Raw genomic sequence first — 23,389 nt, 5'->3', positions numbered from 1 at the left:
GGGCAGATCCAGATACAGAAATAGTCTATGTGTTTTTAGCAAACAGAACATATCCAGAAGCAGGTAAAAACCTATTGTTAAGAGAAAATATACGTACAAATATTCAACAAGTTATTTATGACGCTATTATTGAGTAATTTTGTATTAAAATCAATTAAAAATTAATTTATTTTTATGAATATAGCTATTGTATGTTATCCAACATTTGGCGGAAGTGGAGTTGTAGCAACAGAACTTGGTTTAGAGCTTTCAAATCGAGGTCATCAAATTCATTTCATAACCTACAATCAGCCAGTGCGCTTAGATTTATTAAATAAAAATGTGCATTTTCATGAGGTACATGTTCCAGAATATCCATTATTTCATTATCAACCTTACGAGTTAGCTTTATCTAGTAAATTAGTAGATATGGTAAAGCTTCATGGAATTGAAGTAATGCACGTTCATTATGCTATTCCACACGCTTATGCAGCTTATATGGCTCAAAAAATGTTGTTAGAAGATGGGATCTTTGTTCCAATTGTAACAACTTTACACGGAACAGATATAACATTAGTAGGAAACCATCCATTTTATAAACCAGCAGTAACGTTTAGTATTAATAAATCTAATGCAGTAACTACAGTTTCTCAAAGTTTAAAAGATGACACGCTTCGTTTGTTCGATATTAAAAATGAAATTGATGTAGTCACAAATTTTATAGATTTAAATAAATATCAATATGGTTTTACAGAATGTCAACGTAGCGTTATGGCAAACGATAATGAACGTATTATAACACATATTAGTAATTTAAGATCTGTAAAACGTATTCCAGATGTTATTAATGTTTTTAATAATATTCAAAAAGAAATACCTTCAAAATTAATTATGGTTGGAGAAGGGCCAGAACGTGAAAAGGCAGAGTTACAATGTCGCGAATTGAATATTTCAGATAAAGTAGTTTTTGTGGGAAATAGTAATGAGATTGATAGAATTCTATGTTTTAGTGATTTGTTTTTATTACCAAGTAAAACAGAAAGTTTTGGGCTATCTGCTTTAGAGGCTATGGCATCTGGCGTTCCTGTAATATCAAGTAATGCAGGTGGAATTCCAGAAGTAAACTCACAAGGTTTTTCGGGTTATCTAAGTAATGTTGGTGATGTTAAACAAATGAGTAAAGATGCCATTTCAATTTTAAAAGATGAAGTAACTTTAAATCAATTTAAACAAAACGCAAAACAGCAAGCTTCTAAGTTTGGGATTGAGAATATAGTTCCACAATATGAAGCTATCTATAAAAAAGCAATTGATAATAAGTAAAAAGGTTGAGAATTTAAATTCTCAACCTTTTTGTTTTTAATGAGTATGTTATTAAAATTGATATCTAATACCTAAAGCAATATCAAAAATATCGAAATCGTCAGCTAAATCATCAAAATATATTTCTGGTCTAGCATCTAAAGATATTACAAGTGGGAAATCAAAATTATATTCTATTCCAACATCTCCTGCAGCAAAAATAAAAGATTTACTATCTCCAGCATCTGGACTTACAGAAAATAATCCTCCACCAGCACCAGCATACCAATTAAAACCACCATCTATATTCCAAACCCATTGGTATAAGCCTGCAATTTTAAATCCATCATAACCTTTTCCGCTTCTAATTCCAAGGTCTAACTCTAGCCTATTACTATCTCCTAATGCATGTTGGTAAGAAATTTCACCTCCAAAACCATCATTATTACCAAGTCTTAACCCAATTGCGTTTTTAGAGATATCTTGAGCACTCATTACTAATACTGTTCCAATAATAATACCAAATGTAATTATCGCTTTTTTCATATGTATCTGTTTTTATACTTAATAAACTAAAATAAATTGGTTTTAGTATTTGTATAATTAAAAATTAAAGGTAAACATTAAAAAAGGTTTTTTCCTAATTTACTATTGTAAAATCATATCTGTACTTTCAAAAATTTTATCTGCAGAAGTTGCAATAAAGCCTTTGAACAAAACACCATTTGGCATATTATGTCTGTAAGCAAATTCGTAGTAACAAGACGTGATTTCTTTAATTCCTTCTTTAAATTCTACTTTGAATTTATCTGCTAAAATACTTGATTGCTCTAAATAATTATTTGGTGTTCCTTTAATTTCTCCACCAGAAGTATTCATTTCAAAACCATTAGATTTAATAAAACTATTAACTTCTTTAATTGTTTTAAACGTATCTAATTTATTAATATCAACAGTAAAGTGGTTAGAACAAAAACCATTAATATACAACCAGCCAGCATATTCAGACTCTTTTAATAATCTAGTGTAAGTTTCAAAACTTGGTCTATTCCATAGTCTACCTTTAAACACTAATTCTTCAACAGAAATTTTAGTAAAATCAACTTGATCTAACGTTTTTTTAATTGTAGCTTGTAATTCATAAGAAAATTCAGAGGTTACCAACTGACTAATAAATACTAAAGGTGCATTTTTATCTGTTTTATGTGCATAATGTTTTGCGTATAATTTTTTCTTTTCAAAATGATAGTCATTCACATATTCATAGCCATTATTTAAAAAAGTAGTTGCTAAGACATCAATATTAACACGTGGATCATCAAAAGTTCTAAATGCAACATGATCATTATAAACGGTATTTCCTTCTTTAACTAATAAATTTTTTACTTTTAAAGCAGAAGGCGTACGATCTGTGTACTCATTCCATAGTTTATCAAATAATTTCGTTGTTGTCATTTTTGATTATTTTTTTGTCAAAATTAAATCAATTTAATTCTTTTAAATCTATTTAATGATTATTTTTGCTATGTATTTCGTGTTATTTTAATTAATTAACAAAAATTAGTTTTTATTGTGTTAATTTGATTGTAATAGAATCTAAAAAGAATAAAAATGAGTCAACTTGATTATATAGACCAAGAAATATTATTATTACTAAAAAAAGATGCAAGAAAAGCATTTTCTAAAATAGCTCAAGAGCTTAGTATTTCCAATTCTTTAGTACATCAGCGTATTAAAAAATTAAAAGATGATGGCTTAATTAAAAAAGCAGATTTATTATTAGATGAGAAAAAATTAGGCTACAATACAAAAGCTTATGTTGGAATTCGTTTAAAAGAAGCAAGATTTGCAGAAAAAGTAGTGTTTGCATTGCAAAGTATTCCTGAAGTTACGGAATGTAATTATGTATCTGGAAAGTATGCTATATTTGTTTTAATTTATTCTAAAGATAACGATCATTTAAGAAGTATCTTATATAATCACGTTCACGAAATTGAAGGTGTTGCAGGTACAGACTCTTTTATTTGTTTTACAACTAATTTTGATAGGTCAGTACCAGTAATTATTGCATAAGTTTATGAAACACCAACTCCTTCAATTAGAAAAAACTTTAAAAGGTGCATTAAAATTTGATGCACTCCATAAAGGTATTTATGCAACAGATGCTTCAGTATATAGAAAAATACCATTAGGTGTAGCTTATCCAAAAGATGAATCTGATATTAAAGTTTTAATTGATTTTGCACTTGAAAACAATACATCTTTAATACCTAGAACAGCTGGAACTTCATTAGCAGGTCAATGTGTTGGTGAAGGATTAATTGTTGATGTCTCTAAGCATTTCACAAAGATATTATTCTTCAATAAAGAAAAAATGCAAATCACTGTAAATCCAGGAGTTGTTAGAGATGAGTTAAATTCATACTTAAAGCCTTTTGGTTTGTTTTTTGGGCCAAACACATCAACATCAAACCGTTGTATGATCGGTGGAATGGTTGGAAATAATTCATCAGGAACTACATCTATACAGTATGGTGTTACAAGAGAAAAAGTAGTAGCTTTAAAAACAATATTGTCAGATGGTTCTAATGTCGAATTTGGCGAAATTTCTCAAGAGGAATTCAAAAATAAATTAGAATTAAATACTTTAGAAGGAAAACTTTATAGGTCTGTTTTTGAGGAATTATCGATAAACTCAGTTCAAGAAGAAATAGAGTCTGAATTCCCAAAGCCTTCTATTCATAGACGCAATACAGGTTATGCTGTAGATGAATTATTGTGGTCTAATATATTTGATAAACGTGACCGTAATTTTAATTTTTGTAACTTATTATCAGGAAGCGAAGGAACTTTAGCTTTTACAACAGAAATAACCTTACAATTAGATAAATTACCACCAACTGAAGCAGTAATGGTAGCATCACACTATAAATCAATAAATGATTGCTTAAATGATGTTGAAAACACAATGAAACACGATTTGTACACTTGTGAAATGATGGATAAAGTCATTCTAGATTGTACAAAAAATAATACTACACAATTGCGTAATCGATTTTTTATTCAAGGTAATCCAGCAGCTATTTTAATGCTAGAAATAAAAGCTGAAACTATTGAATTAGCAATACAAAAAGCAGAAAGACTAATAAAAGATTTGGATGGTAAAGGTTTGAGTTACGCAAATCCAATTTTAAAAGGTAGTGAAATTAATCAAGCTTTAGAATTACGAAAAGCTGGATTAGGACTATTGGGAAATATGATTGGTGACAGAAAAGCTGTAGCATGTATAGAGGATACAGCTGTAGCATTACCAGATTTATCAAACTTTATATCAGATTTTTCTGTTTTAATGAATAAACACAAGCAACAAGCTGTTTACTATGCACATGCAGGTGCAGGAGAAATTCATTTAAGACCAATTCTTAACTTAAAAACTAAAGGAGATGTTAGTTTATTTAGACAAATTACTACAGATGTTGCTCATTTAACTAAAAAGTATCAAGGATCTTTTAGTGGTGAACACGGCGATGGTATAGTAAGAGCAGAGTTTTTACCCATTATGATTGGTGAAAGCAATTACCAACTGTGTCGAAGAATTAAACAATTATTTGATCCAAATAATATTTTTAATCCTGGAAAGATTGTTGATGCGCCAAAAATGGATGAATCTCTAAGGTACGAGATTGGTAGAGTTGAGCCAGAATTAAAAACAATAATGGATTTTTCAGATTCTGGTGGTTATTTGCGTTTGGCAGAAAAGTGTAATGGTTCTGGAGATTGTAGAAAAGATACTTTTGCTGGTGGTACAATGTGTCCTAGTTATAGAGCAACAAAAGACGAAAAAGATGTAACACGTTCTAGAGCAAATGCATTACGCGAATTTTTAACTAATTCTAATAAAACAAACCGATTTAATTCCGAAGAAATTAAAGCTTCTCTTGATTTGTGTATAAGTTGTAAAGCTTGTGCTACAGAATGTCCAAGTAATGTAGATATTTCAGTGTTAAAGTCTGAATTTTTATATCAGTATCAAAAAGAAAATGGTTTTAGTTTACGCTCAAAACTGTTTGCGTACAATACAAAACTGAATAGAATAGGAGCTTTTTCTCCAAGTATTACTAATTTCTTTTTTACTAATAAGGTAACTTCCAAAGTTTTAAAAAAGATTAATGGAGTAGCACAAGAACGTAGTTTGCCTTTAGTTAATAAATCAGCTATAAAATCAATTAAAAAAAATGAAGTTGTTGTAAGTAATCCAATTAAATCAGTTTATTTATTTGTAGATGAGTTTTCTAACTATTTAGATGTAGAAGTTGCTTTTGATGCTTATGAACTTTTAACAAAGTTAAACTACAAAGTGTTATTTGTAAATCATAAGGAAAGTGGAAGAACTTTTATTTCCAAGGGTTTCTTAGAGCAAGCAAAAGAAGTTGCAACAAAAAATGTTGCTATTTTTAAAGATAAAATATCAAAAGAAACACCTTTGGTAGGATTAGAACCATCAGCAATACTAACTTTTAGAGATGAATATAAACGTCTGGTAGATGATAAAATTTCAACTGAACATATTTCAAAACATACTTTTATTATAGATGAATTTTTGGCAGAAGAAATTAGTTTAGGTAATATTTCATCAAATCAATTTACAACCGATGCAAAACAACTTAAAATCCACGGACATTGTCACCAAAAAGCATTAAGTAACCAAAAAACAACATTTGATATTTTAAATCTTCCTAAAAACTATAAACCAACAATAATTCCAAGTGGTTGCTGTGGAATGGCCGGAAGTTTTGGTTATGAAAAAGAACATTACGAAGTAAGTATGAAAGTAGGAGAGCAGACTTTATTTCCAGCAATCCGAAAAGCAAGCGTAGACGTTATAATTTCTGCAAACGGAACAAGTTGTAGGCATCAAATAAAAGATGGAACACAGCGCACTGCATTCCATCCGGTAAGTATATTAAAAAAGGCCTTACTGTAATTTAGTTTACAGTATAAGTATCTATAGTTTGTGTGTTTGTTACAGATAAACTTGTTGGTATACCAGACAAATCAATTCCTGCTTGTTGTAATTGAGCTATTGTAGTTGCATTCATTTCAAACTGTGTGTCAGCTTCTGCATAAATTAACCCAACACCATCTGCATAGTAAGCAGTAATATCTAATACATTTTGATTATCAATTATAGAAAGTGTAATTGGGATAACAACAGTTATAGTTGCTTTAACTTCAAGGTCTAATTCTATTTTTGCTTTTGTAACATTCGTATATGTCACATCATTAACAGTGTAAGTTTCTAAATTATCTAATTGTGTTGAAGATAAATCATAATTAATAGTTAATGGAATAGTTTGAATAGTTTCGTTTAATGTTCCAGACTGATTATGTATTGTTGAGTTTAAATTTGCTGTAGTATCATAAAATTTAGCATTTGTAAAATCAATACTTAAATCACTTACTCCATCAATTGGAAATTCTAAACTACCAGTAGCTGTTAATTGTGTATCTGTAGCTGTTAATTCTCCTGAAGTTAATATACTGTTCATAGTTCCATTTGCTACACCACCATTGTTTACACTTAATGTATATGCATCTCCTAAAACACTTTCAACTTTTAAAACATCAGTGCTTTCAGTTTCATCTGTTGTGTCATTATCTGTATTTACTACATTGTAATTCCATTCATTATCCTGAGTTAATGGGAAAAAATCACCTGTAATTTCGGTTTGTTGAGATCCATTATTATTTGTTTCTCCACCATTATTATCATTAGAATCAATACTATCATCAGATGAACAAGCACTAAGGATTAATACTAAAAAAGCAGTTGCATAAGTTTTTAATTTCATAATTATTATATTCAAATTTCATCAAATCTAATATAATTAATGGAAACAATCTATTAATTATTAGATTCTTAGTAAGAATATTAGATTGTAATTAGTATTCTGAAAGCTAAATCAATCGTTAAATTAAATTACTTGTTATATATTTGATTTCTTATTTTTACGATATATCCTAAAATAAAAGAAACATATATAATGGCAGGAAATTCATTTGGAAATGTATTTAAAATAACCACTTTTGGAGAATCTCATGGTATAGCAATTGGAGGAATAATAGATGGTTGTCCACCAAATATAGAATTAGACTTTACTGCCATACAAAACGATTTAGACCGAAGAAAACCTGGTCAATCTTCAATTGTAACACAACGAAAAGAATCTGATACTGTTAAATTTCTTTCCGGAATTTTTGAAGGTAAAACTACAGGAACACCAATTGGTTTTGTTATAGAAAACGAAAATCAGAAATCTAAAGATTATACGCATATAAAAGATAGTTTTAGACCTAGTCATGCAGATTATGTGTACCAACAAAAATATGATATTAGAGATTATCGTGGTGGCGGACGTAGTTCTGCGCGCGAAACTGCAAGTAGAGTTGTAGCTGGAGCAGTTGCAAAACAAGTTATTAAAAACATTAAAATTAATGCGTTTACATCTTCTGTGGGCGATTTATTTATAGATAAACCATATCAAGATTTAGATTTTTCTAAAACAGATTCTAATGCAGTTCGTTGTCCAGATTTAGCTACAGCGGATAAAATGATAGAGAAAATTAAAGAAATTAAAAAACAAGGTGATACTATTGGTGGAACTATAACTTGTATAGCTCAAAATATGCCAATTGGACTTGGAGAACCTGTTTTCGATAAACTTCATGCAGAATTAGGAAAAGCAATGCTTAGTATTAATGCTGTAAAAGGATTTGAATACGGAAGTGGATTTTGTGGTGCAAAAATGAAAGGTAGTGATCATAACGATTTATATAATCCTGATGGTACTACAAAAACAAATCTTTCTGGAGGAATTCAAGGAGGAATAAGTAATGGAATGGACGTTTATTTTCGTGTAGCTTTTAAACCAGTTGCAACATTAATTCAAAAACAAGATACTTTAACTAATCAAGGTGAAATTATAGAATCTCAAGGAAAAGGAAGACATGATCCTTGTGTTGTTCCTAGAGCAGTTCCAATAGTTGAAGCTATGGCAGCATTGGTTTTAGCGGATTTTTACTTGCAAAACAAAATGTACCAATAAAATAATTTTCAGGAGCATAAACTTGCTTTCCGCTATATCTTTTTTAGGTATTCACCATAAAAAAGGATGCCGCATCAATCAAGGCTAGAAAGTAGAGTTCTAAATAATCATAAATACAAAGAATAATAATATATGAAAAAACTAGCATTACATTGGAAAATCTTAATTGGAATGGTTCTAGGAATCATTTTTGGATTTATAATGACATCTGTAGATGGAGGAAAAGGTTTTGTAACCGATTGGATAAAACCTTTTGGTACTATTTTTATTAATCTTTTAAAATTAATTGCAGTACCATTAATTTTAGCTTCTTTAATTAAAGGTGTAGCCGATTTAAAAGATATTTCTAAAATAAAAAAAATGGGCTTACGTACAGTAGGTATTTACATTACAACAACTTTAGTTGCTATTATTATTGGTTTAACCATAGTAAATATTGTTAAACCTGGTGAAGGAATCTCGGCAGAAACTAAAGCAAGAATTGAAGCTTCATTTTCTAATTCAGCAGATGCAATGGTAACTAAGGCTAAAATAACTCAAGATGCTGGTCCGTTACAAGCTTTAGTAGATATATTCCCAAAGAACATATTTGTGTCTTTAGGTGAAGCAAAAATGCTTCAAATTATATTTTTTGCGCTGTTTGTTGGAATTTGTTTGCTCTTAATTGAAGAGAAAAAAGCAAAACCATTAATTAAGTTTTTTGATTCTTTAAACGAAGTCGTTATGAAAATGGTAGATTTAATAATGCTTTTTGCTCCTTATGCTGTTTTTGCTCTTTTAGCAAATGTTATAATAGCGTTTGATGATCCAGAAATTTTAATAAAACTATTAGCTTACGCAGCTTGTGTAGTTGGTGGATTAATATTAATGATTGGTTTTTATATGTTGCTTGTAAAATTTGTAGGTAAAAAATCGCCATTATGGTTTTTAAAGCAAATAAGTCCAGCACAATTATTAGCTTTTTCTACAAGTTCTAGTGCTGCAACATTACCTGTAACAATGGAACGTGTAGAAGAACATGTTGGTGTAGATAAAGAAGTAACAGGTTTTGTATTGCCTGTTGGAGCTACAATAAATATGGACGGAACAAGTTTATACCAAGGAATTGCAGCTGTATTTATTATGCAAGTTATTTGGCCAGAAGGTTTAACGTTTACTAATCAATTAATTATAATTGGAACTGCGTTGTTAGCCTCAATAGGTTCTGCTGCAGTACCAAGTGCAGGAATGGTAATGTTAGTTATTGTATTAGAATCTATAGGTTTTCCTTCGCACTTATTGCCAATTGGATTAGCCTTAATTTTTGCGGTAGATAGGCCTTTAGATATGTGTAGAACTACGGTAAATGTTACTGGAGATGCAACTGTAGCACTTTTAGTAGCTAAATCTTTAGGTAAATTACATAAAGCGAAGCCTAAAAATTGGGACGATAATTATGATAAAGTAAAGTAGTAATTTATAAAATAATTTATTTAGCGCTTTCATTGTTTGGAAGCGCTTTTTTATATATTTAAATAAAAAATGTCAAATCTAGTTTCAGTAGAGTGGTTAAATTCTCATTTAAATGATGAAAACCTTATTATTTTAGATGCTACAATACCTAAAGTAACTTCTAAAGCAGAAATTACTAAACTTGAAGTAATTCCTAATGCTATCTTTTTCGACATTATAAATAAGTTTAGCGATGTTTTAGCTCCATTTCCTAACACAATTCCAAGTCAAGTGCAATTTCAAGAATCTGCTCAAGAGTTAGGTGTAAATAATAACTCTAAAATTGTAGTTTACGATGCTTTAGGAATTTATAGTAGTCCCCGTGTTTTTTGGCTTTTTAAGACTTTTGGTTTTGAAAATGTTTTTGTATTAAATGGCGGATTACCAGAATGGAAAAAACAAGGCTATAAAACAGTTTTAGAATATGCTAAAACATCTTCTAAAGGAGATTTTACAGCTAAATACCAATATTATAAAAACGTACTTATAGATTCTATTTGTGAGATATTAGAAAACAACAGTTTTTCCATTATAGATGCAAGATCTTCTGCACGCTTTAATTGCGAAATTCCTGAGCCAAGAAAAAAATTAAGAAGTGGAACTATTCCAAATTCTGTTAATTTACCGTATCAAATGGTTTTAGACAACGGTTTATTAAAGCCTAAAAAAGAATTGAAAAGTATATTTTCTAAATTAATAAATAACCAAAACTTAGTTTTTAGTTGTGGCTCTGGAGTAACAGCTTCAATTTTATATTTAGCGGCATTGGAAGCTGATTACACAAATACAAGTATTTACGATGGTTCTTGGACTGAATATGGAACTTTAATTAAGTAACTTAAAGTGTTCTGTCTTAACTATAACATTCTTTTAAAGACAGGTGAATTGTTGGTTTGTAAAAAAAGTCTTAAAACAAGTTTTCTATTTATTTCTAAACACTTAAAAAAGGGTAGACTAATCTTTTTTAGGAAACAATGTTATTCCAATCAAACAGATGAATGGCATTGATTAAATAATGCTTTTAAGACTTTGTATTTATATATCTAATATAGATAATTTTAATAGTAGAAAAGCAGTAAAAATGAGTAAACTAATCAAATTATTCAGTGAAGTCTGGTTTTGAGTTAGTTACGATATGTCCTCTAAAAACTTAGATTGTAATTCTGGTGTTGGAATCCAACAAGTCTCTTTTTTACCGTACCATTTGTAACGATTTTTTGCAACAAAATCATAAACCCAATTTCTAATAAAAGCTGGAACTATTAAAAAAGGGTAGAGTAGAAAAGCAGGAAAATCTAAGTGTTTCGCTATTAATATAGCAGCTGTAGATTTACTTTTTACGCCTTTGTTTTTTCTGTATAATAAAATAGAATCTGTTTTAGATGGATCAATATGATATTGTTTAATAATCAGCTTTCCTAGATTGCTTTCTAACGCTGCAAAAACAAATCTATTACTTTTATCGTGCTCAATAACATATTGCACAGAACTGCTACAAAGGTTACAAACACCATCGAAAAGTATAAGTGATTTATTTTCTGGAACTTCTATCATACAAAACAAAAATAATTGATTATTTTTAAAGAAATTAGTATTTATGAAAAGTTTACAATCTTGGTTTGACGAATATGCTGTTAGTCATCAAAACGAAAAAAATATTAAAATCCATTTTATTTGTGTGCCGGCAATTTTCTTTTCGGTTGTTGGATTGTTAATGAGTATTCCTAATTATAATCTTTTATCGTTTTTACCACATCCAATTTTAGCTAATTGGGCTTTTATATTATTAACTATAGTATTAATATTCTTTTATTTTCAGTTATCAATTAAAGTTGGTCTTCAAATGTTGTTGTTCTCTGCTATTTGTTTAGTTGGAAACTACTATATAGGTGAAGAAATGCCATTGTTGTACTTTTCTTTAATTGTGTTTATAATAGCTTGGATAGGACAATTTTACGGACATAAAATAGAAGGAAAGAAGCCTAGTTTTATTAAAGATTTACAGTTTTTGTTAATTGGACCAGCTTGGGTTGTTTATAAAGTATTTAGATAATATGAAGAAGTTTTTTGTTTTAATTTTTGTGTTGACTTTCTCCTGTGAAAAAGATAATATTAAGCTTGAAAATTATAATGAAGTTTTTACTATTGAAGAATTTAATGAACTTGAGATGTTGTTAAGTGATTTTGATTTTCTTGTTACAAAAAGCACAAAAGAAGATAATATTGAGGAAGCATATCTGAAATTTAATGCTCAAATTGTTTTTAACAATGGAACTAATTATCATCAAGAATTTCAAAATATAGACTCAAAAATTGAAAAGCTTAAAGTTTTTAATAGTATTTGGGTTTTAATGTATCAAAAGGAAACAAAAGAAACTTACTTAGAATTTAAAGGCAATAGTAAGTACTTAAATTACTTAAATGAATTAAGTTCTAAAAATAAATGGTATCTAGATTATTATAATATTTTAAATGATATAGGAGATGTTCCGCCAAGCTTTGTAGGTGGATTACTAATGAATAAAAATAAGAAAGATTTTAAAAACGATAATATTAGATTGTTATATGTAATAAATTATATCACTACTTTTAATTAAATCTATTTTGTACGTTCCACTAACTCCAGCTGATCCATACTAACATTAGACGTAAATAAGCCATAGTTTACAATAGCTTTGTTTTTTTCTATTTTATCTATAGTTCCAACAGCTCTACCATCGTGCATTCTAACACGATCGTTTACTTTTAGAATTGGTTTAGGCTTTTCTACAATTGGCGCTTTCTTTTTAGCTTCTTTTTTCTTTTCTCTAATAACTTCAACCTTTTTCTCAGCTTCTTGTTTTACTTTGGTTTCTTTAGCTTTTTCTACTTTACGTTGTTTTGCAGTTTGTTTTTTGCGTTTAGAATTTTCTATTTGAACTAACTTAAAGAGTTCTGCCATTAAATCCTTCTTCTTTTTATCAGTGAAGAATTTTTCGGATATATCATTTACTTTTTGTCCTAAGTAAATTAAACGCTGATTAGAATCGTATAGTTCCTGATAACTTTCTAGCTTCTTTTGAATTTTAGCATTTATACCTTCTAATTTATCAGCTTCAGTTTGCTTTTTACGTTCGTTAACTTTTAAAGATTGTTCTGTTCTCTCTAGTTTAGAGCGTTCTTTTTGAAGTTTTGCTATAGTTGCATCAAACCTTACTTTACTGCGCTCTATTTTCTTTTTTGCGCGATTTATTAAACTATATGGAATGCCATTTTTCTGAGCAACTTCAAATGTAAAAGAACTTCCTGCTTGGCCTAATGCTAATTTATACATTGGCTCTAATGTTTTTTCGTTAAACATCATATTAGCATTAATCATTTCATCTTTTTCATTAGCTAACATTTTTAAATTAGCATAATGTGTGGTTATAATACCAAAAGCATTTCTTCCATAAAACTCTTCTAAAAAAGTTTCTGCTAAAGCGCCACCAAGCTCTGGATCTGATCCAGTCCCAAATTCATCTATTAAAAACAAGGTGTTTGAATTACATTTTTTAAGAAAGTAATTCATTTGTTTTAATCTATAGCTGTAAGTAGATAAGTGGTTTTCAATGGATTGATTATCTCCAATATCACTCAAAACTCTATCAAATATGGTTGCTTTGCTGCGTTCATGTACTGGGATTAAAAAACCACTTTGAAGCATTAATTGTAATAAGCCAACTGTTTTTAGTGTAATACTTTTTCCTCCAGCATTTGGTCCAGAAATAACAATAATTCTACTGTCTTGATTTAGCGAAATGGTTTGCGGAAATGTGTGCTCTTTTTTTTCTTTATTGTTTAAATAGAGTAGCGGATGATAAGCATCTCGTAAATAGATTTCTCTATTTTCGCTGATTTCTGGTAAAATAGCGTTCATAGATTTTGCATATTTGGCTTTAGCCGAAACAACATCTATTTCTGTTAAAAAAGATTGATAATTGCTAATTAACGGGTAATAATCACGTAAAAAATCTGTTAATTCTTTTAAAATTCTAATTTCTTCTTCATGTTCTTCGTATTCTAAATTATTAAGCTCTCTACTATGGTTTAAAGTTGTTTCTGGTTCTATATATACAATACTACCAGTTTTACTTCCACCCATAATGGCGCCTTTAACTTTGCGCCTGTACATTGCCTTTACGGCTAAAACACGTCTGTTATCTACAACCGATTCTCTAATGTCGTCTAAATAATCTAAGTTATGATAAGTGTTTAATGCTGAAGAGAAGCTGGAATTAATCTTTCCTTTTAATTTGTTTATTTCTTGACGTAATTGGTATAATAGAGGAGAAGCATCATCTTTTATTTCGTCAAATCTATTAATTACAGCATCAATTCGTTCAACGATAACTTTAGTGACTTCAATCTTTTGACTGAACTCTTTTAGAGTGGGATAATATTCTTCAAATTTATTAAAGAACTTTACAATCTCATTAGAAGTCATTGAGATAGAAACTATCTTTTTAAAACTTAATGGTTCTAAAAAAGTATTTTCTATTTTAAGAAGTTTTAATTCTTTTGTTATTTCATCAAAACCGTGATTTGGAATTCTATTGTCATTATAGAAAGAAGAAACAAAATCATTGGTTAACTGTAATTCATATAGCAATTGATCTTTATTAGAAAATGGTAAAATAGTAAGTGCTTTTTCTTTCCCTAATGTTGTAATACAATGTAAACTTGTTTGCTCTAAAACAGTTAAAAACTCTAAATCCTGTATGGTTTTTTCGTGAATGTTAATCATTCTTTTAGTTTGCTTTCTTTTTTAAACAAATTTAGTGGAAACAATTGGTTTTAAACAAGATTTTATATTTCTTTTAAATCGTAAACAGAATGCATATTTTTATCTATAAACTGTTTTGGTAAGTTTTTAAAAAAGAAGTTTCTTACTTTATAGAATCTACTTAAGTTAGCTATTTGTCCAGTATACCAAGATTGTGACACAATACTATTTACACGTTTGTATCTAATATCTTGAAAAGCTTCAAAATTATTAACCCTAGAATTTTTCTGAATCAACAAGCCTAAATAATAAGCGTCTTCTATTGCCTGTGCGCCACCTTGGCCCATATTTGGAGTAGTAGCATGTGCAGCATCTCCAATTAAACAAATGTTATTTTTATGCCACTTTTTTATAGGTTTTAAATCTATAATATCGTTTCGAAGAATATGTTTTATTTCAGTATGTTCTATAAGTTGATGAGTGATAGGATTGAAGTCTTTGCACAAATCCAATAACTCTTTTTTTAAAGTTGAAGGATTATCTGTGCCAAAAGCTGGAGATTTCTTAACAACAAACCAAGATGTATCTGTAGTATTTAAATGTGAAAAACCAAAACGAATGCCTTTTCCCCAAAGCTCGCAACCACGATCTATAAAATCTTTTGGCAAACTTTTTTTGCTAACACCACGCCAACAGGTTTGACCTGAATATCTAATTTTAGATTTTGGAAAAAGTAACGAACGCATTTTAGAATTAATTCCATCTGCTCCAATAAGATAATCCGTTTCTATTGTAGAGTCATCATCAAAAAAAATATTAATCTTGTTGGCTTTATGTGTTATTTTATTGAAATTCTTTCCCCAATGGATGTTTTCAGTAGGTAAAGCATCAATTAAACATTTTTGTAATTCTGCTCTATGTATTGCTATTGTAGAAAATCCATACTTTTCTTTGGCTAGTAATTGACTACTATCTGCTAAAGGGGCTAGTTGCTCGTCTGAAAGTGTTATTCTATTAATAGTATTTCCTGTTTCAATAACTTTATCTAAAACACCAACAAATTCTAATACTTTAAGCGCGTTTGGAGCTAGCCAAATTCCTGCACCAATTGCATTAGGTTGTGTTGATTTTTCAAATAATTGATATGGAATTCCTAATTTTTCAAAAACTAAAGCTGTAGTTAAGCCTCCAATTCCAGCGCCAATAACTGTATACATATTAAACGAATAATTAATACGTATAAAGATACAAAATGTATGACTTTAAAAAGAAATGAAAATTTTTTGTTTTATACTAATTTTAGCATCCACCAGGTAAACCAAAAGTTAAAACTAATTCTTGTTCTACTTTTTCTCCTTTAGAATTTTTAGCAGGATTCCATAGGCCATTTGTCTTAGATATTAAGTCTAATAATTGAGTGTCAATTTCAAAGTATCCAGTTGACCAATCCGATTTTAAATTTGAAATAGTTCCATTTCTAGTAATAGTAAAATAAAACTTAGTAGACCTAAATCTCTTAGTGTCAATATTTTTAGGTAAGCTATTGTTTTTTGATTTAAAGTAATTTAAAAGCGCCTCTTTTCCTTCTTTAAACGAAGCTTGAGTTTCTGGAACCACGGTAAAGTGTGGTCCAAAATGATTAGCTTCAAATTTCCCAGAACCGGTATTTTTTATGTTATAATTTACCCTAACAATGTAATGATCCGAATAATCTAATTTTTTTAAAAATCCAATTTGCTCATCGTTAAAATATTGGCTGTTATTAGAAACTCGAATATCAGACTGTTGATTATTTATAATTTTAATTAATTCTACAGATTCAAAATGCTCAATTTCTAAAGATTCAAATGGAGAAAGGTAATTATGGACTGTTATAGATTGCAAAATTTCACTTTTCTTTTTTGGTTCAAATCGTGACCCAATATTATAATTAAAAGGTTCATTTGCTTTTTCAATTTTTTCAACCGTATCTCTAACAATAGTTGTTGGTTCTATATTTGTGTTTAAAGCTAAATCTTTTTGATTCAATACTATTTGTTTAGTATTTGGTTCATTATTACAACTTACTAATTGTATTAATAAAACACTTAATATCAGTTTTGTAACTATTTTTTTAGAAATCATTATAATATAAATTGATGTACTCAAATTTAAGTAAATTGACCTATGTAGTACTCTTTTTAATTGTAAAAAAAATGTAAAAAAAATGTAAAACCTTAATTAAAGTCTTTATTATTGTGCTTATGTTAGATTTTTTAAATGAAGAATGGAAACAAGTATTAAAAGAAGAATTGAATCTGTCTTATTTTAATAATTTAGAATCTTTTGTTAAAGACTCATATAAGAATGAACAATGTTTTCCGCCATTACAACAAATTTTTAAAGCGTTTAACTCTTGTGTATTAGGAAAAATTAAAGTAGTTATTATAGGGCAAGATCCATATCATAATTATAATCAAGCTAATGGTTTGTGTTTTAGTGTTAATGCTAATGAAAAATTACCACCATCACTAAAAAATATATTTAAAGAATTAGAAACAGATGTTGGTAAGCCTATTCCAAAAAGTGGCAATTTATCTGAATGGGCAAATCAAGGTGTGTTTTTACTAAATTCAACACTTACAGTTGAGGCTCATAAACCCGGAAGTCATCAAAATAAAGGATGGGAAACGTTTACAGATCAAGTTATTAAAATAATTAGTGATAAAACAGAAAGTGTTGTTTTTTTACTTTGGGGCGGATTTGCAAAAAAAAAATCGAAACTAATAGATAAAAAGAAGCATTATATTTTAATAGCTCCACATCCGTCTCCATTAAGTAGTTATAGAGGTTGGTTTGGTTCTAAGCATTTTAGTCAAACTAATGAGATTTTAATAGGTAATAACAAAAAACCTATAGATTGGTAGTAGTTTAAATAGTTACAAATCTAAGGGTTTACCAATATACCACAAAGCACTTACTTATTTCTCCATTAGGAAATTTTAACCAAACTAAAGGTGAATATTTTTCTGTATAAAAAGCATCTAGCTCAAGTTTTATAATATTTAAAGAACTCCAACTTACATTAGCATTTACATCTAAAAGCCAATCTATTTTTTTGGGTATGTAAAATTTACAGCCCTTAAATTTATCTAAATTATTATAATTAAAATAGAACCCATAAACACATTCTTTATTTATATTATTAAATGTTTTATCTTCATTATAAGGTAAAAATAATTGCGCTTTAAAATAAATGTTTTGACTAATGTTTTTGAGTTTTAGATTTAAAGAATCGAGTAGAGGCTTGGTTTCTTCCTTGTATAGAAGTGGTAATTGTTTGTATTTAAGTTTATTTAGTTTTTCTACCAAACTATCTTTTCTATTAGGTCCTATAAAACATTCAATATCTGTTTTACCCAAAGTTGCATCGTACAAATAAAATTTAAACTGAATTTCTAAATGTATTGGTTGGTTGTTTTCTCTAATAATAGCATCTAATTCACCTAAAGTAATTTTATCTTTATTAACTTGATAATTTTCTGATAACACTTTAATATTTGTGTTTTGCTTTAATTCATTAGACACAAAACGTTCAACTAATTGACCTAATCTATAATTTTTAGTAATTAATGTGTTAAAAACTGGAGTTCTAGTATTAAGTGTAAGGTATGGTTTCATACCATACACTTCATTTTTAAAAAGATGTGGCGTATTATAAAAACCGCTAAAATGTAATTGTAAGTTGTTCATTATCTCTCACGAAACTACTTCAAAAATATGGATTATAAAATTTTTTAAATATTAGTCGTAAAACCTTAAGAAACGTTGTATTTTTGCACATCGAAAAAAATGCAAAACATTACTTAATGTCGTTAAAACCCCAAGATCTACAAGAGCAAACAGAAGGAAAAAGTCTTTATAGTTACCAAAAAGGAGCTATAGACAAGATTTTTAAATGTTTTGAGGAAGCTCCAGAAGATTTCCACTTACTTTATCAATTACCAACAGGTGGAGGAAAAACAGTGATTTTTTCTGAAATTGTACGTCAATACTTAAAACATCATAATAAACGTGTTTTAATTATGACGCATAGAATAGAGTTATGTAAGCAAACATCTAAAATGCTTAATGAGTTTGGTGTAACTAATAAAATTGTAGATAGCAAAGCAGATTTATCAGATCAAGACAATTATAATTGTTTTGTTGCAATGGTTGAGACGTTAAACAACCGTTTAAACGATGATCAGTTAGATATTTCTGATATAGGTTTAGTTATTATTGATGAAGCACATTACAACTCGTTTACAAAGTTATTTAAGTTTTTTGAAAAATCTTTTGTATTAGGAGTTACAGCAACGCCTTTAAGTAGTAATATTAACCTTCCAATGAAGGATAATTATAACGAACTTATTGTTGGAGAAACAATTCAATCGTTAATTGAAAACGAATTTTTAGCACGTGCAGAAGTATATTCTTATAATGTAGGGTTAACCTCATTAATTGTTGGTGCTAATGGAGATTACACTGTAAAATCTTCAGAAGACTTATATACTAATACAGATATGTTAACTAAGCTTGTACAAGCTTATGAGGAACGTTGTAAAGGTAAAAAAACATTAATATTTAATAATGGTATAAATACATCTCTTCATGTATACGACACCTTTAGACAAGCTGGTTATCCAGTAGCTCACTTAGATAATAACAATACAAAAAAGGAGCGTAAAGCTATTTTAAAATGGTTTAAAGAAACTCCAGATGCTATTTTAACATCGGTAAGTATTTTAACTACTGGTTTTGATGAACCAACTGTAGATTGTATTGTTTTAAATAGAGCTACTAAATCTTTAACGCTTTATTACCAAATGATTGGGCGAGGATCTCGTATTCTAAAGAATAAGAATAAATTTACTGTTATAGATTTAGGAAATAATCTTCACAGATTTGGGCCTTGGGGAAGTGATTTAGACTGGCACAGAATTTTCCGTTCGCCAAATTATTATTTAGATGGAATTATTAGTGATGAAGATATAGAAACTAATTTTAGGTATGAAATGCCAGATGAATTACGTGAGCAGTTTTCAAAATCTAAAGAAGTTTATTTTGATATTAATAAAACATATATTGCATCTGTTAGAAACGGTGAATCAAGTAAAGTAGTCTTAGAACGTTCTATAGCACATCATGCTAAGATTTGTACAGAGAACAGCGAAGATTTATGGGATGCCTTAGCATTAGCAAAGCTTTTAGGTGAAGACATTAGTTATAGAATTGGTCGTTATACCAAATGTATTAGTAAAAGTACCTATAACTTTGTAGATTGGTTAAAAGATGATTATAAGAAGAAATTAAACGCATATCTACGTTCTAATTTTGATAAAATATTTGAGGATATTAATGGTTTTCCTCCTGAGGAATAATATATAATTAAGATAAGTAAGGTTTATAGATCTTTATTTATTATAAAAAATGTTTTATGAGTACTTTTAAAGATTTAGGTGTAGAAAAAAATTATGTTAAGTCGTTAAAAGAACTTGGGATTAATCAGCCAACTCAAATTCAAGAAGAAGCTATTCCAATACTTCTAAGAACAAAAACAGATTTAGTAGGCTTAGCTCAAACAGGTACAGGAAAAACAGCCGCTTTTGGCTTGCCATTATTACAAAGAATTGACTCTAATAAAAATGAAGTCCAGACATTAATTTTAGCACCTACTAGAGAATTAGTACAACAAATTAAAAAGCAGCTTTTTAAGTTTACTAAGTACAACGTTAATAAGATTTTTGTTGAAGGTGTTTATGGTGGTGAAAAAATAGATATTCAATTAAAAAACCTAGCAAGAAAAACACATGTTATTGTTGCAACTCCAGGACGATTAATAGATTTAATTGAACGTAATGCTATTAACTTAAATAATATTAAAACGGTTGTTTTTGATGAAGCTTATGAAATGTTAAGTATGGGGTTTAAAACCGATTTAACTACTATTTTAAGAACAACACCAAAAACAAAACAAACCTGGTTATTCTCTGCAACTATGCCAGATAGTCTAAAAGACATAGTTTCTAAATATATTAAACCAGATGCTACAAGGTTACAAGTCAATCGAGAGAGTTTAGTTAATGAAAATATCTCACATTTTTTCATAGAAACTAACTTACCAGTAAAAGTTGACACTTTAATAGCTGTACTTGAAGAAAGAGAAGAGGAAAGAGGTATTATATTTTGTAGAACTAAAGCTGGTACACAAGCTTTAACTAAACAATTGCAGAACCTTGGTTTTAATGTAGCAGCTTTAGAAGGCGATATGCAACAACGTGATCGAGATAAAGTAATGCGAGCTTTTAAAAACACAAGTTTACAAATGTTGATTTCTACAGATGTTTCAGCAAGAGGAATAGATGTAAATAATCTTGGTTTTATTATTCACTATCAATTACCAGAACATTTAGAATATTATACGCATAGAAGCGGTAGAACTGCAAGAGGAGGAAAGCGTGGTGAATCTATAGCTTTAGTGTTAGAAAGCGAAAGAAAACGTATTATAGAGATTGAAACAGCTTTAAACATAAGAATAAAGCAAAAAACAATTTAGTTTTAAAAAATATATAAAACTTATTGTTTATATAATATAAAACAAAAAAGGAGTTTCGTTAACGAAACTCCTTTTTGTTGAGATTAATAATGCGCTTGCATTTTATCTTTCTTTTTTTCTGCTTGTCGTCTTACCTTTTCTAAGGCATCTGCAAAACTAATCTGAAAATTTTCTTTACTAGATTCAGCAAACAAATAGGGTCCAGGCATACTTAATTTAATTTCTGTAACTTTCCCAGTCTCATTAGTTGGAGTGTTCTCAATTTTAAAAAACACATCTGCTTTTATTAAAAATTCATATTTGTCAGCTAACTTATTTAGTTTTTCTATTACAACACTTTCTAATTCATCGCTTGCTTTAACGTCGTTATATTCAAAGTTTATATCCATTTAGTCTTGTTTTTAAGTTAGTAATACTTAAAGTTAATCAATTTGTTTTTAAAATTAAAGTTAAACTATAAAAAAATAATCTATTTATGAGAGTTTTATGATTTACAACTCATTTTAACATAGTGAAACACTATTTTTTGAATAATAATTTTGAAATTTCATAAGCTAAATTAAAAGCTATTATAAATTAGATAACTCTTTTTTATATCTATTTTGTTAATTATAAATATTACTTTGAAATTTATGGAAAAAAAATCATCTCGTATTTTAATAATTCTAGCCTTTATAGCCATTTATGTTATTTGGGGTTCAACTTATTTATTTAATAAAATTGCTGTTACCGAAATTCCTGCATTGTATTTAGGAGCTGTACGTTTTAGTGTGGCAGGTCTATTAATTATAATTATTGCAAGATTTTTAAAACTACCATTAAGTATTACAAAAAAACAATTGCGAAACTCTATAATAGCAGGATTCTTATTCTTAGTCTATGGAAATGGAATATTTGTTTGGGCTTTAAATTATTTAGATAGTGGTTTTGCCGCTTTATTAGCTTCTACACAACCATTAGCTGTTTTGATTTTAATGAGACTAATTGATCATAAAAAAGTACAACTAAAATCTATAATAGGAATTACTTTAGGTTTAATTGGAATGTATTTATTAGTGTCCCAAAATGGAATTACAACCAATAAAGATAGTGTTTTAGGTATATTTATGATATTCACCTGTGTGTTTAGCTGGAGTTACGGAAGCATATTTGTGTCTAAAGCAGATTTACCTAAAAACTTTTTTGTAGCTACAGGTTATCAAATGTTAACCGCTAGTGTTATTTTATTTATTGGTAGTTTATTATTTAATGAAACTTGGCAATCACCTTTAAAATGGTCTAATTCAGCGCAATGGTCTGTCTTGTTTTTAATTATATTTGGTGGAATTGTTGCTTTTACGGCTTTTAATTATTTATTAAAAAATGTTTCTACAGATAAAGTTGCTTCTAGTGCTTATGTAAATCCTGTTATTGCTTTAATCTTAGGTTGGTTGGTTTTAGATGAATCTATTTCTAAACAATCTTTAATAGCAGCAGTTATTTTATTAACTGGTGTTTATTTTATTACTACTAGAAAAGAAAAACGTTCTGTAAAATCTAAGATTTAAAATAAAAAATACTGTATTTCTTTGACAAAAAAAAGCGATTTCAATCTAAAATGAAATCGCTTTTTTTTTTAAGTAAGTTTAAATTACTTTAATAAAGTAAATTCACTTCTTCTATTTAAATCGTATTCTTTATCTGTGCAAATACCTTCTCTAACACAGTCGTTTAATGGTTGTTCTTCTCCATAACCAATACTTTTTAAACGATTACGCTCTATACCTTGACTTACTAAATATTCTAGAGTAGAGGCGGCACGTTTTTTAGATAACTCTAAATTATACTGGTTTGGTCCACGAGCATCTGTATGCGATGCAATTTCAATTTCCATATATGGATACTTTTTAAGTAATCCAACTAGTGTAGTTAATATGTTAGCAGCATCAGGACGAATTTCCCATTTATCAAAGTCAAAATAAATTTTCTCTAATTGTACTTGAACTTCGCCACGCTCATTCTCTTTTATACGTTCTTCTGCATCTGCATAAGATTCTAATATTAAGTAAATATCATGACTAATTTTACCTTTACTATCTGTAGAGAAATCTACATCGTAAGGTATATAAAGCTTACGTGTTCCACGAACTGTATACTTCTTGTTGGGTTCAATTTTAAACAAATAATAAGCGTCTTTTCCAACAATTATCA

General features: G+C 28.7%; 22 protein-coding genes. 12 read left to right on the top strand and 10 right to left on the bottom strand.

The features are described from left to right. Positions 1-174 precede the first annotated feature (174 nt). Positions 175-1,302: an N-acetyl-alpha-D-glucosaminyl L-malate synthase BshA gene (gene bshA / locus ACFDSN_RS07685; protein WP_375239262.1), complete on the top strand. Its 1,128-nt coding sequence runs from the start codon at positions 175-177 to the stop codon at positions 1,300-1,302. Between the two features lie 51 nt (positions 1,303-1,353). Here bshA and ACFDSN_RS07680 read toward each other — a convergent pair whose 3' ends face one another. Both ACFDSN_RS07680 and ACFDSN_RS07675 read right to left on the bottom strand, forming a co-directional pair. Continuing rightward, positions 1,354-1,827, bottom strand: a complete 474-nt coding sequence (locus tag ACFDSN_RS07680; protein WP_375239261.1) for a hypothetical protein — start codon at positions 1,825-1,827, stop codon at positions 1,354-1,356. Between the two features lie 102 nt (positions 1,828-1,929). Continuing rightward, positions 1,930-2,736: a DUF1338 domain-containing protein gene (locus tag ACFDSN_RS07675; protein ID WP_375239260.1), complete on the bottom strand. Its 807-nt coding sequence runs from the start codon at positions 2,734-2,736 to the stop codon at positions 1,930-1,932. A gap of 156 nt (positions 2,737-2,892) precedes the next feature. Here ACFDSN_RS07675 and ACFDSN_RS07670 point away from each other — a divergent pair, with 156 nt between their 5' ends. Beyond that, positions 2,893-3,354 carry an Lrp/AsnC family transcriptional regulator gene (locus ACFDSN_RS07670; protein WP_375239259.1) on the top strand — a complete coding sequence of 154 codons (462 nt, stop codon included), beginning with the start codon at positions 2,893-2,895 and terminating at the stop codon, positions 3,352-3,354. Between the two features lie 4 nt (positions 3,355-3,358). Next, positions 3,359-6,265: an FAD-binding and (Fe-S)-binding domain-containing protein gene (locus tag ACFDSN_RS07665; RefSeq protein ID WP_375239258.1), complete on the top strand. Its 2,907-nt coding sequence runs from the start codon at positions 3,359-3,361 to the stop codon at positions 6,263-6,265. Position 6,266: 1 nt separating this feature from the next. Here the strand turns inward: ACFDSN_RS07665 and ACFDSN_RS07660 are convergent, their stop codons facing one another. Next, entirely contained in the window at positions 6,267-7,133 is an 867-nt protein-coding gene (locus ACFDSN_RS07660) for a hypothetical protein (protein WP_375239257.1), read from the bottom strand. A 192-nt stretch (positions 7,134-7,325) separates the two neighbouring features. Here ACFDSN_RS07660 and aroC point away from each other — a divergent pair, with 192 nt between their 5' ends. The 3 genes from aroC (at position 7,326) to ACFDSN_RS07645 (ending at position 10,715) form a co-directional block, all read left to right on the top strand. Further along, positions 7,326-8,387, top strand: coding sequence for a chorismate synthase (aroC, locus tag ACFDSN_RS07655; protein WP_375239256.1), 1,062 nt, complete (start codon positions 7,326-7,328; stop codon positions 8,385-8,387). Between the two features lie 132 nt (positions 8,388-8,519). Then, positions 8,520-9,839, top strand: coding sequence for a dicarboxylate/amino acid:cation symporter (locus ACFDSN_RS07650; RefSeq protein WP_375239255.1), 1,320 nt, complete (start codon positions 8,520-8,522; stop codon positions 9,837-9,839). 69 nt (positions 9,840-9,908) lie between these two features. Next, a complete protein-coding gene (locus tag ACFDSN_RS07645) occupies positions 9,909-10,715 on the top strand; it encodes a sulfurtransferase (protein WP_375239254.1) in 807 nt (268 codons plus the stop codon). A gap of 291 nt (positions 10,716-11,006) precedes the next feature. On the opposite strand, the gene ACFDSN_RS07640 is transcribed toward ACFDSN_RS07645, so the two are convergent. Beyond that, the gene (locus tag ACFDSN_RS07640; protein ID WP_375239253.1) at positions 11,007-11,432 is read right to left on the bottom strand and encodes a thiol-disulfide oxidoreductase DCC family protein; all 426 of its coding nucleotides are present in this window, start codon (positions 11,430-11,432) and stop codon (positions 11,007-11,009) included. Positions 11,433-11,475: 43 nt separating this feature from the next. Between ACFDSN_RS07640 and ACFDSN_RS07635 the strand changes: the two genes are divergently transcribed. Next, positions 11,476-11,931 (top strand): DUF962 domain-containing protein, encoded by a 456-nt coding sequence (locus tag ACFDSN_RS07635; protein WP_375239252.1) that lies wholly within the window; start codon positions 11,476-11,478, stop codon positions 11,929-11,931. A 1-nt stretch (position 11,932) separates the two neighbouring features. After that, positions 11,933-12,475 (top strand): hypothetical protein, encoded by a 543-nt coding sequence (locus ACFDSN_RS07630; RefSeq protein WP_375239251.1) that lies wholly within the window; start codon positions 11,933-11,935, stop codon positions 12,473-12,475. 2 nt (positions 12,476-12,477) lie between these two features. Here the strand turns inward: ACFDSN_RS07630 and ACFDSN_RS07625 are convergent, their stop codons facing one another. The 3 genes from ACFDSN_RS07625 to ACFDSN_RS07615 form a co-directional block, all read right to left on the bottom strand. Continuing rightward, positions 12,478-14,643 (bottom strand): DNA mismatch repair protein MutS, encoded by a 2,166-nt coding sequence (locus ACFDSN_RS07625; RefSeq protein WP_375239250.1) that lies wholly within the window; start codon positions 14,641-14,643, stop codon positions 12,478-12,480. A 62-nt stretch (positions 14,644-14,705) separates the two neighbouring features. Continuing rightward, a complete protein-coding gene (locus ACFDSN_RS07620) occupies positions 14,706-15,839 on the bottom strand; it encodes an FAD-dependent monooxygenase (protein WP_375239249.1) in 1,134 nt (377 codons plus the stop codon). Positions 15,840-15,921: 82 nt separating this feature from the next. Then, positions 15,922-16,770, bottom strand: coding sequence for a hypothetical protein (locus tag ACFDSN_RS07615; protein WP_375239248.1), 849 nt, complete (start codon positions 16,768-16,770; stop codon positions 15,922-15,924). A 95-nt stretch (positions 16,771-16,865) separates the two neighbouring features. Between ACFDSN_RS07615 and ung the strand changes: the two genes are divergently transcribed. Next, a complete protein-coding gene (gene ung / locus ACFDSN_RS07610; RefSeq protein ID WP_375239247.1) occupies positions 16,866-17,528 on the top strand; it encodes a uracil-DNA glycosylase in 663 nt (220 codons plus the stop codon). A gap of 28 nt (positions 17,529-17,556) precedes the next feature. Here ung and ACFDSN_RS07605 read toward each other — a convergent pair whose 3' ends face one another. Continuing rightward, positions 17,557-18,354, bottom strand: coding sequence for a DUF1853 family protein (locus ACFDSN_RS07605; RefSeq protein WP_375239246.1), 798 nt, complete (start codon positions 18,352-18,354; stop codon positions 17,557-17,559). 116 nt (positions 18,355-18,470) lie between these two features. Here ACFDSN_RS07605 and ACFDSN_RS07600 point away from each other — a divergent pair, with 116 nt between their 5' ends. Both ACFDSN_RS07600 and ACFDSN_RS07595 read left to right on the top strand, forming a co-directional pair. Then, the gene (locus tag ACFDSN_RS07600; protein ID WP_375239245.1) at positions 18,471-20,024 is read left to right on the top strand and encodes a DEAD/DEAH box helicase; all 1,554 of its coding nucleotides are present in this window, start codon (positions 18,471-18,473) and stop codon (positions 20,022-20,024) included. A 56-nt stretch (positions 20,025-20,080) separates the two neighbouring features. Then, positions 20,081-21,199 carry a DEAD/DEAH box helicase gene (locus tag ACFDSN_RS07595; RefSeq protein WP_375239244.1) on the top strand — a complete coding sequence of 373 codons (1,119 nt, stop codon included), beginning with the start codon at positions 20,081-20,083 and terminating at the stop codon, positions 21,197-21,199. A gap of 83 nt (positions 21,200-21,282) precedes the next feature. Here the strand turns inward: ACFDSN_RS07595 and hpf are convergent, their stop codons facing one another. Beyond that, on the bottom strand, positions 21,283-21,588 hold the full coding sequence (gene hpf / locus ACFDSN_RS07590) for a ribosome hibernation-promoting factor, HPF/YfiA family (protein ID WP_375239243.1): 306 nt from the start codon (positions 21,586-21,588) through the stop codon (positions 21,283-21,285). A gap of 243 nt (positions 21,589-21,831) precedes the next feature. Between hpf and ACFDSN_RS07585 the strand changes: the two genes are divergently transcribed. After that, positions 21,832-22,746: an EamA family transporter gene (locus tag ACFDSN_RS07585; protein ID WP_375239242.1), complete on the top strand. Its 915-nt coding sequence runs from the start codon at positions 21,832-21,834 to the stop codon at positions 22,744-22,746. A gap of 83 nt (positions 22,747-22,829) precedes the next feature. Here the strand turns inward: ACFDSN_RS07585 and ACFDSN_RS07580 are convergent. Continuing rightward, positions 22,830-23,389 (bottom strand): OmpA family protein (locus ACFDSN_RS07580; RefSeq protein WP_375239241.1); only part of this gene is annotated, 560 nt, incomplete at its 5' end.

The sequence above is a fragment of the Aurantibacter sp. genome (assembly GCF_042094015.1).
Taxonomy (GTDB): domain Bacteria; phylum Bacteroidota; class Bacteroidia; order Flavobacteriales; family Flavobacteriaceae; genus Aurantibacter.
Note: the sequence above shows the minus strand (reverse complement) of the source record. Positions and strands in the feature narration are given on the sequence as shown.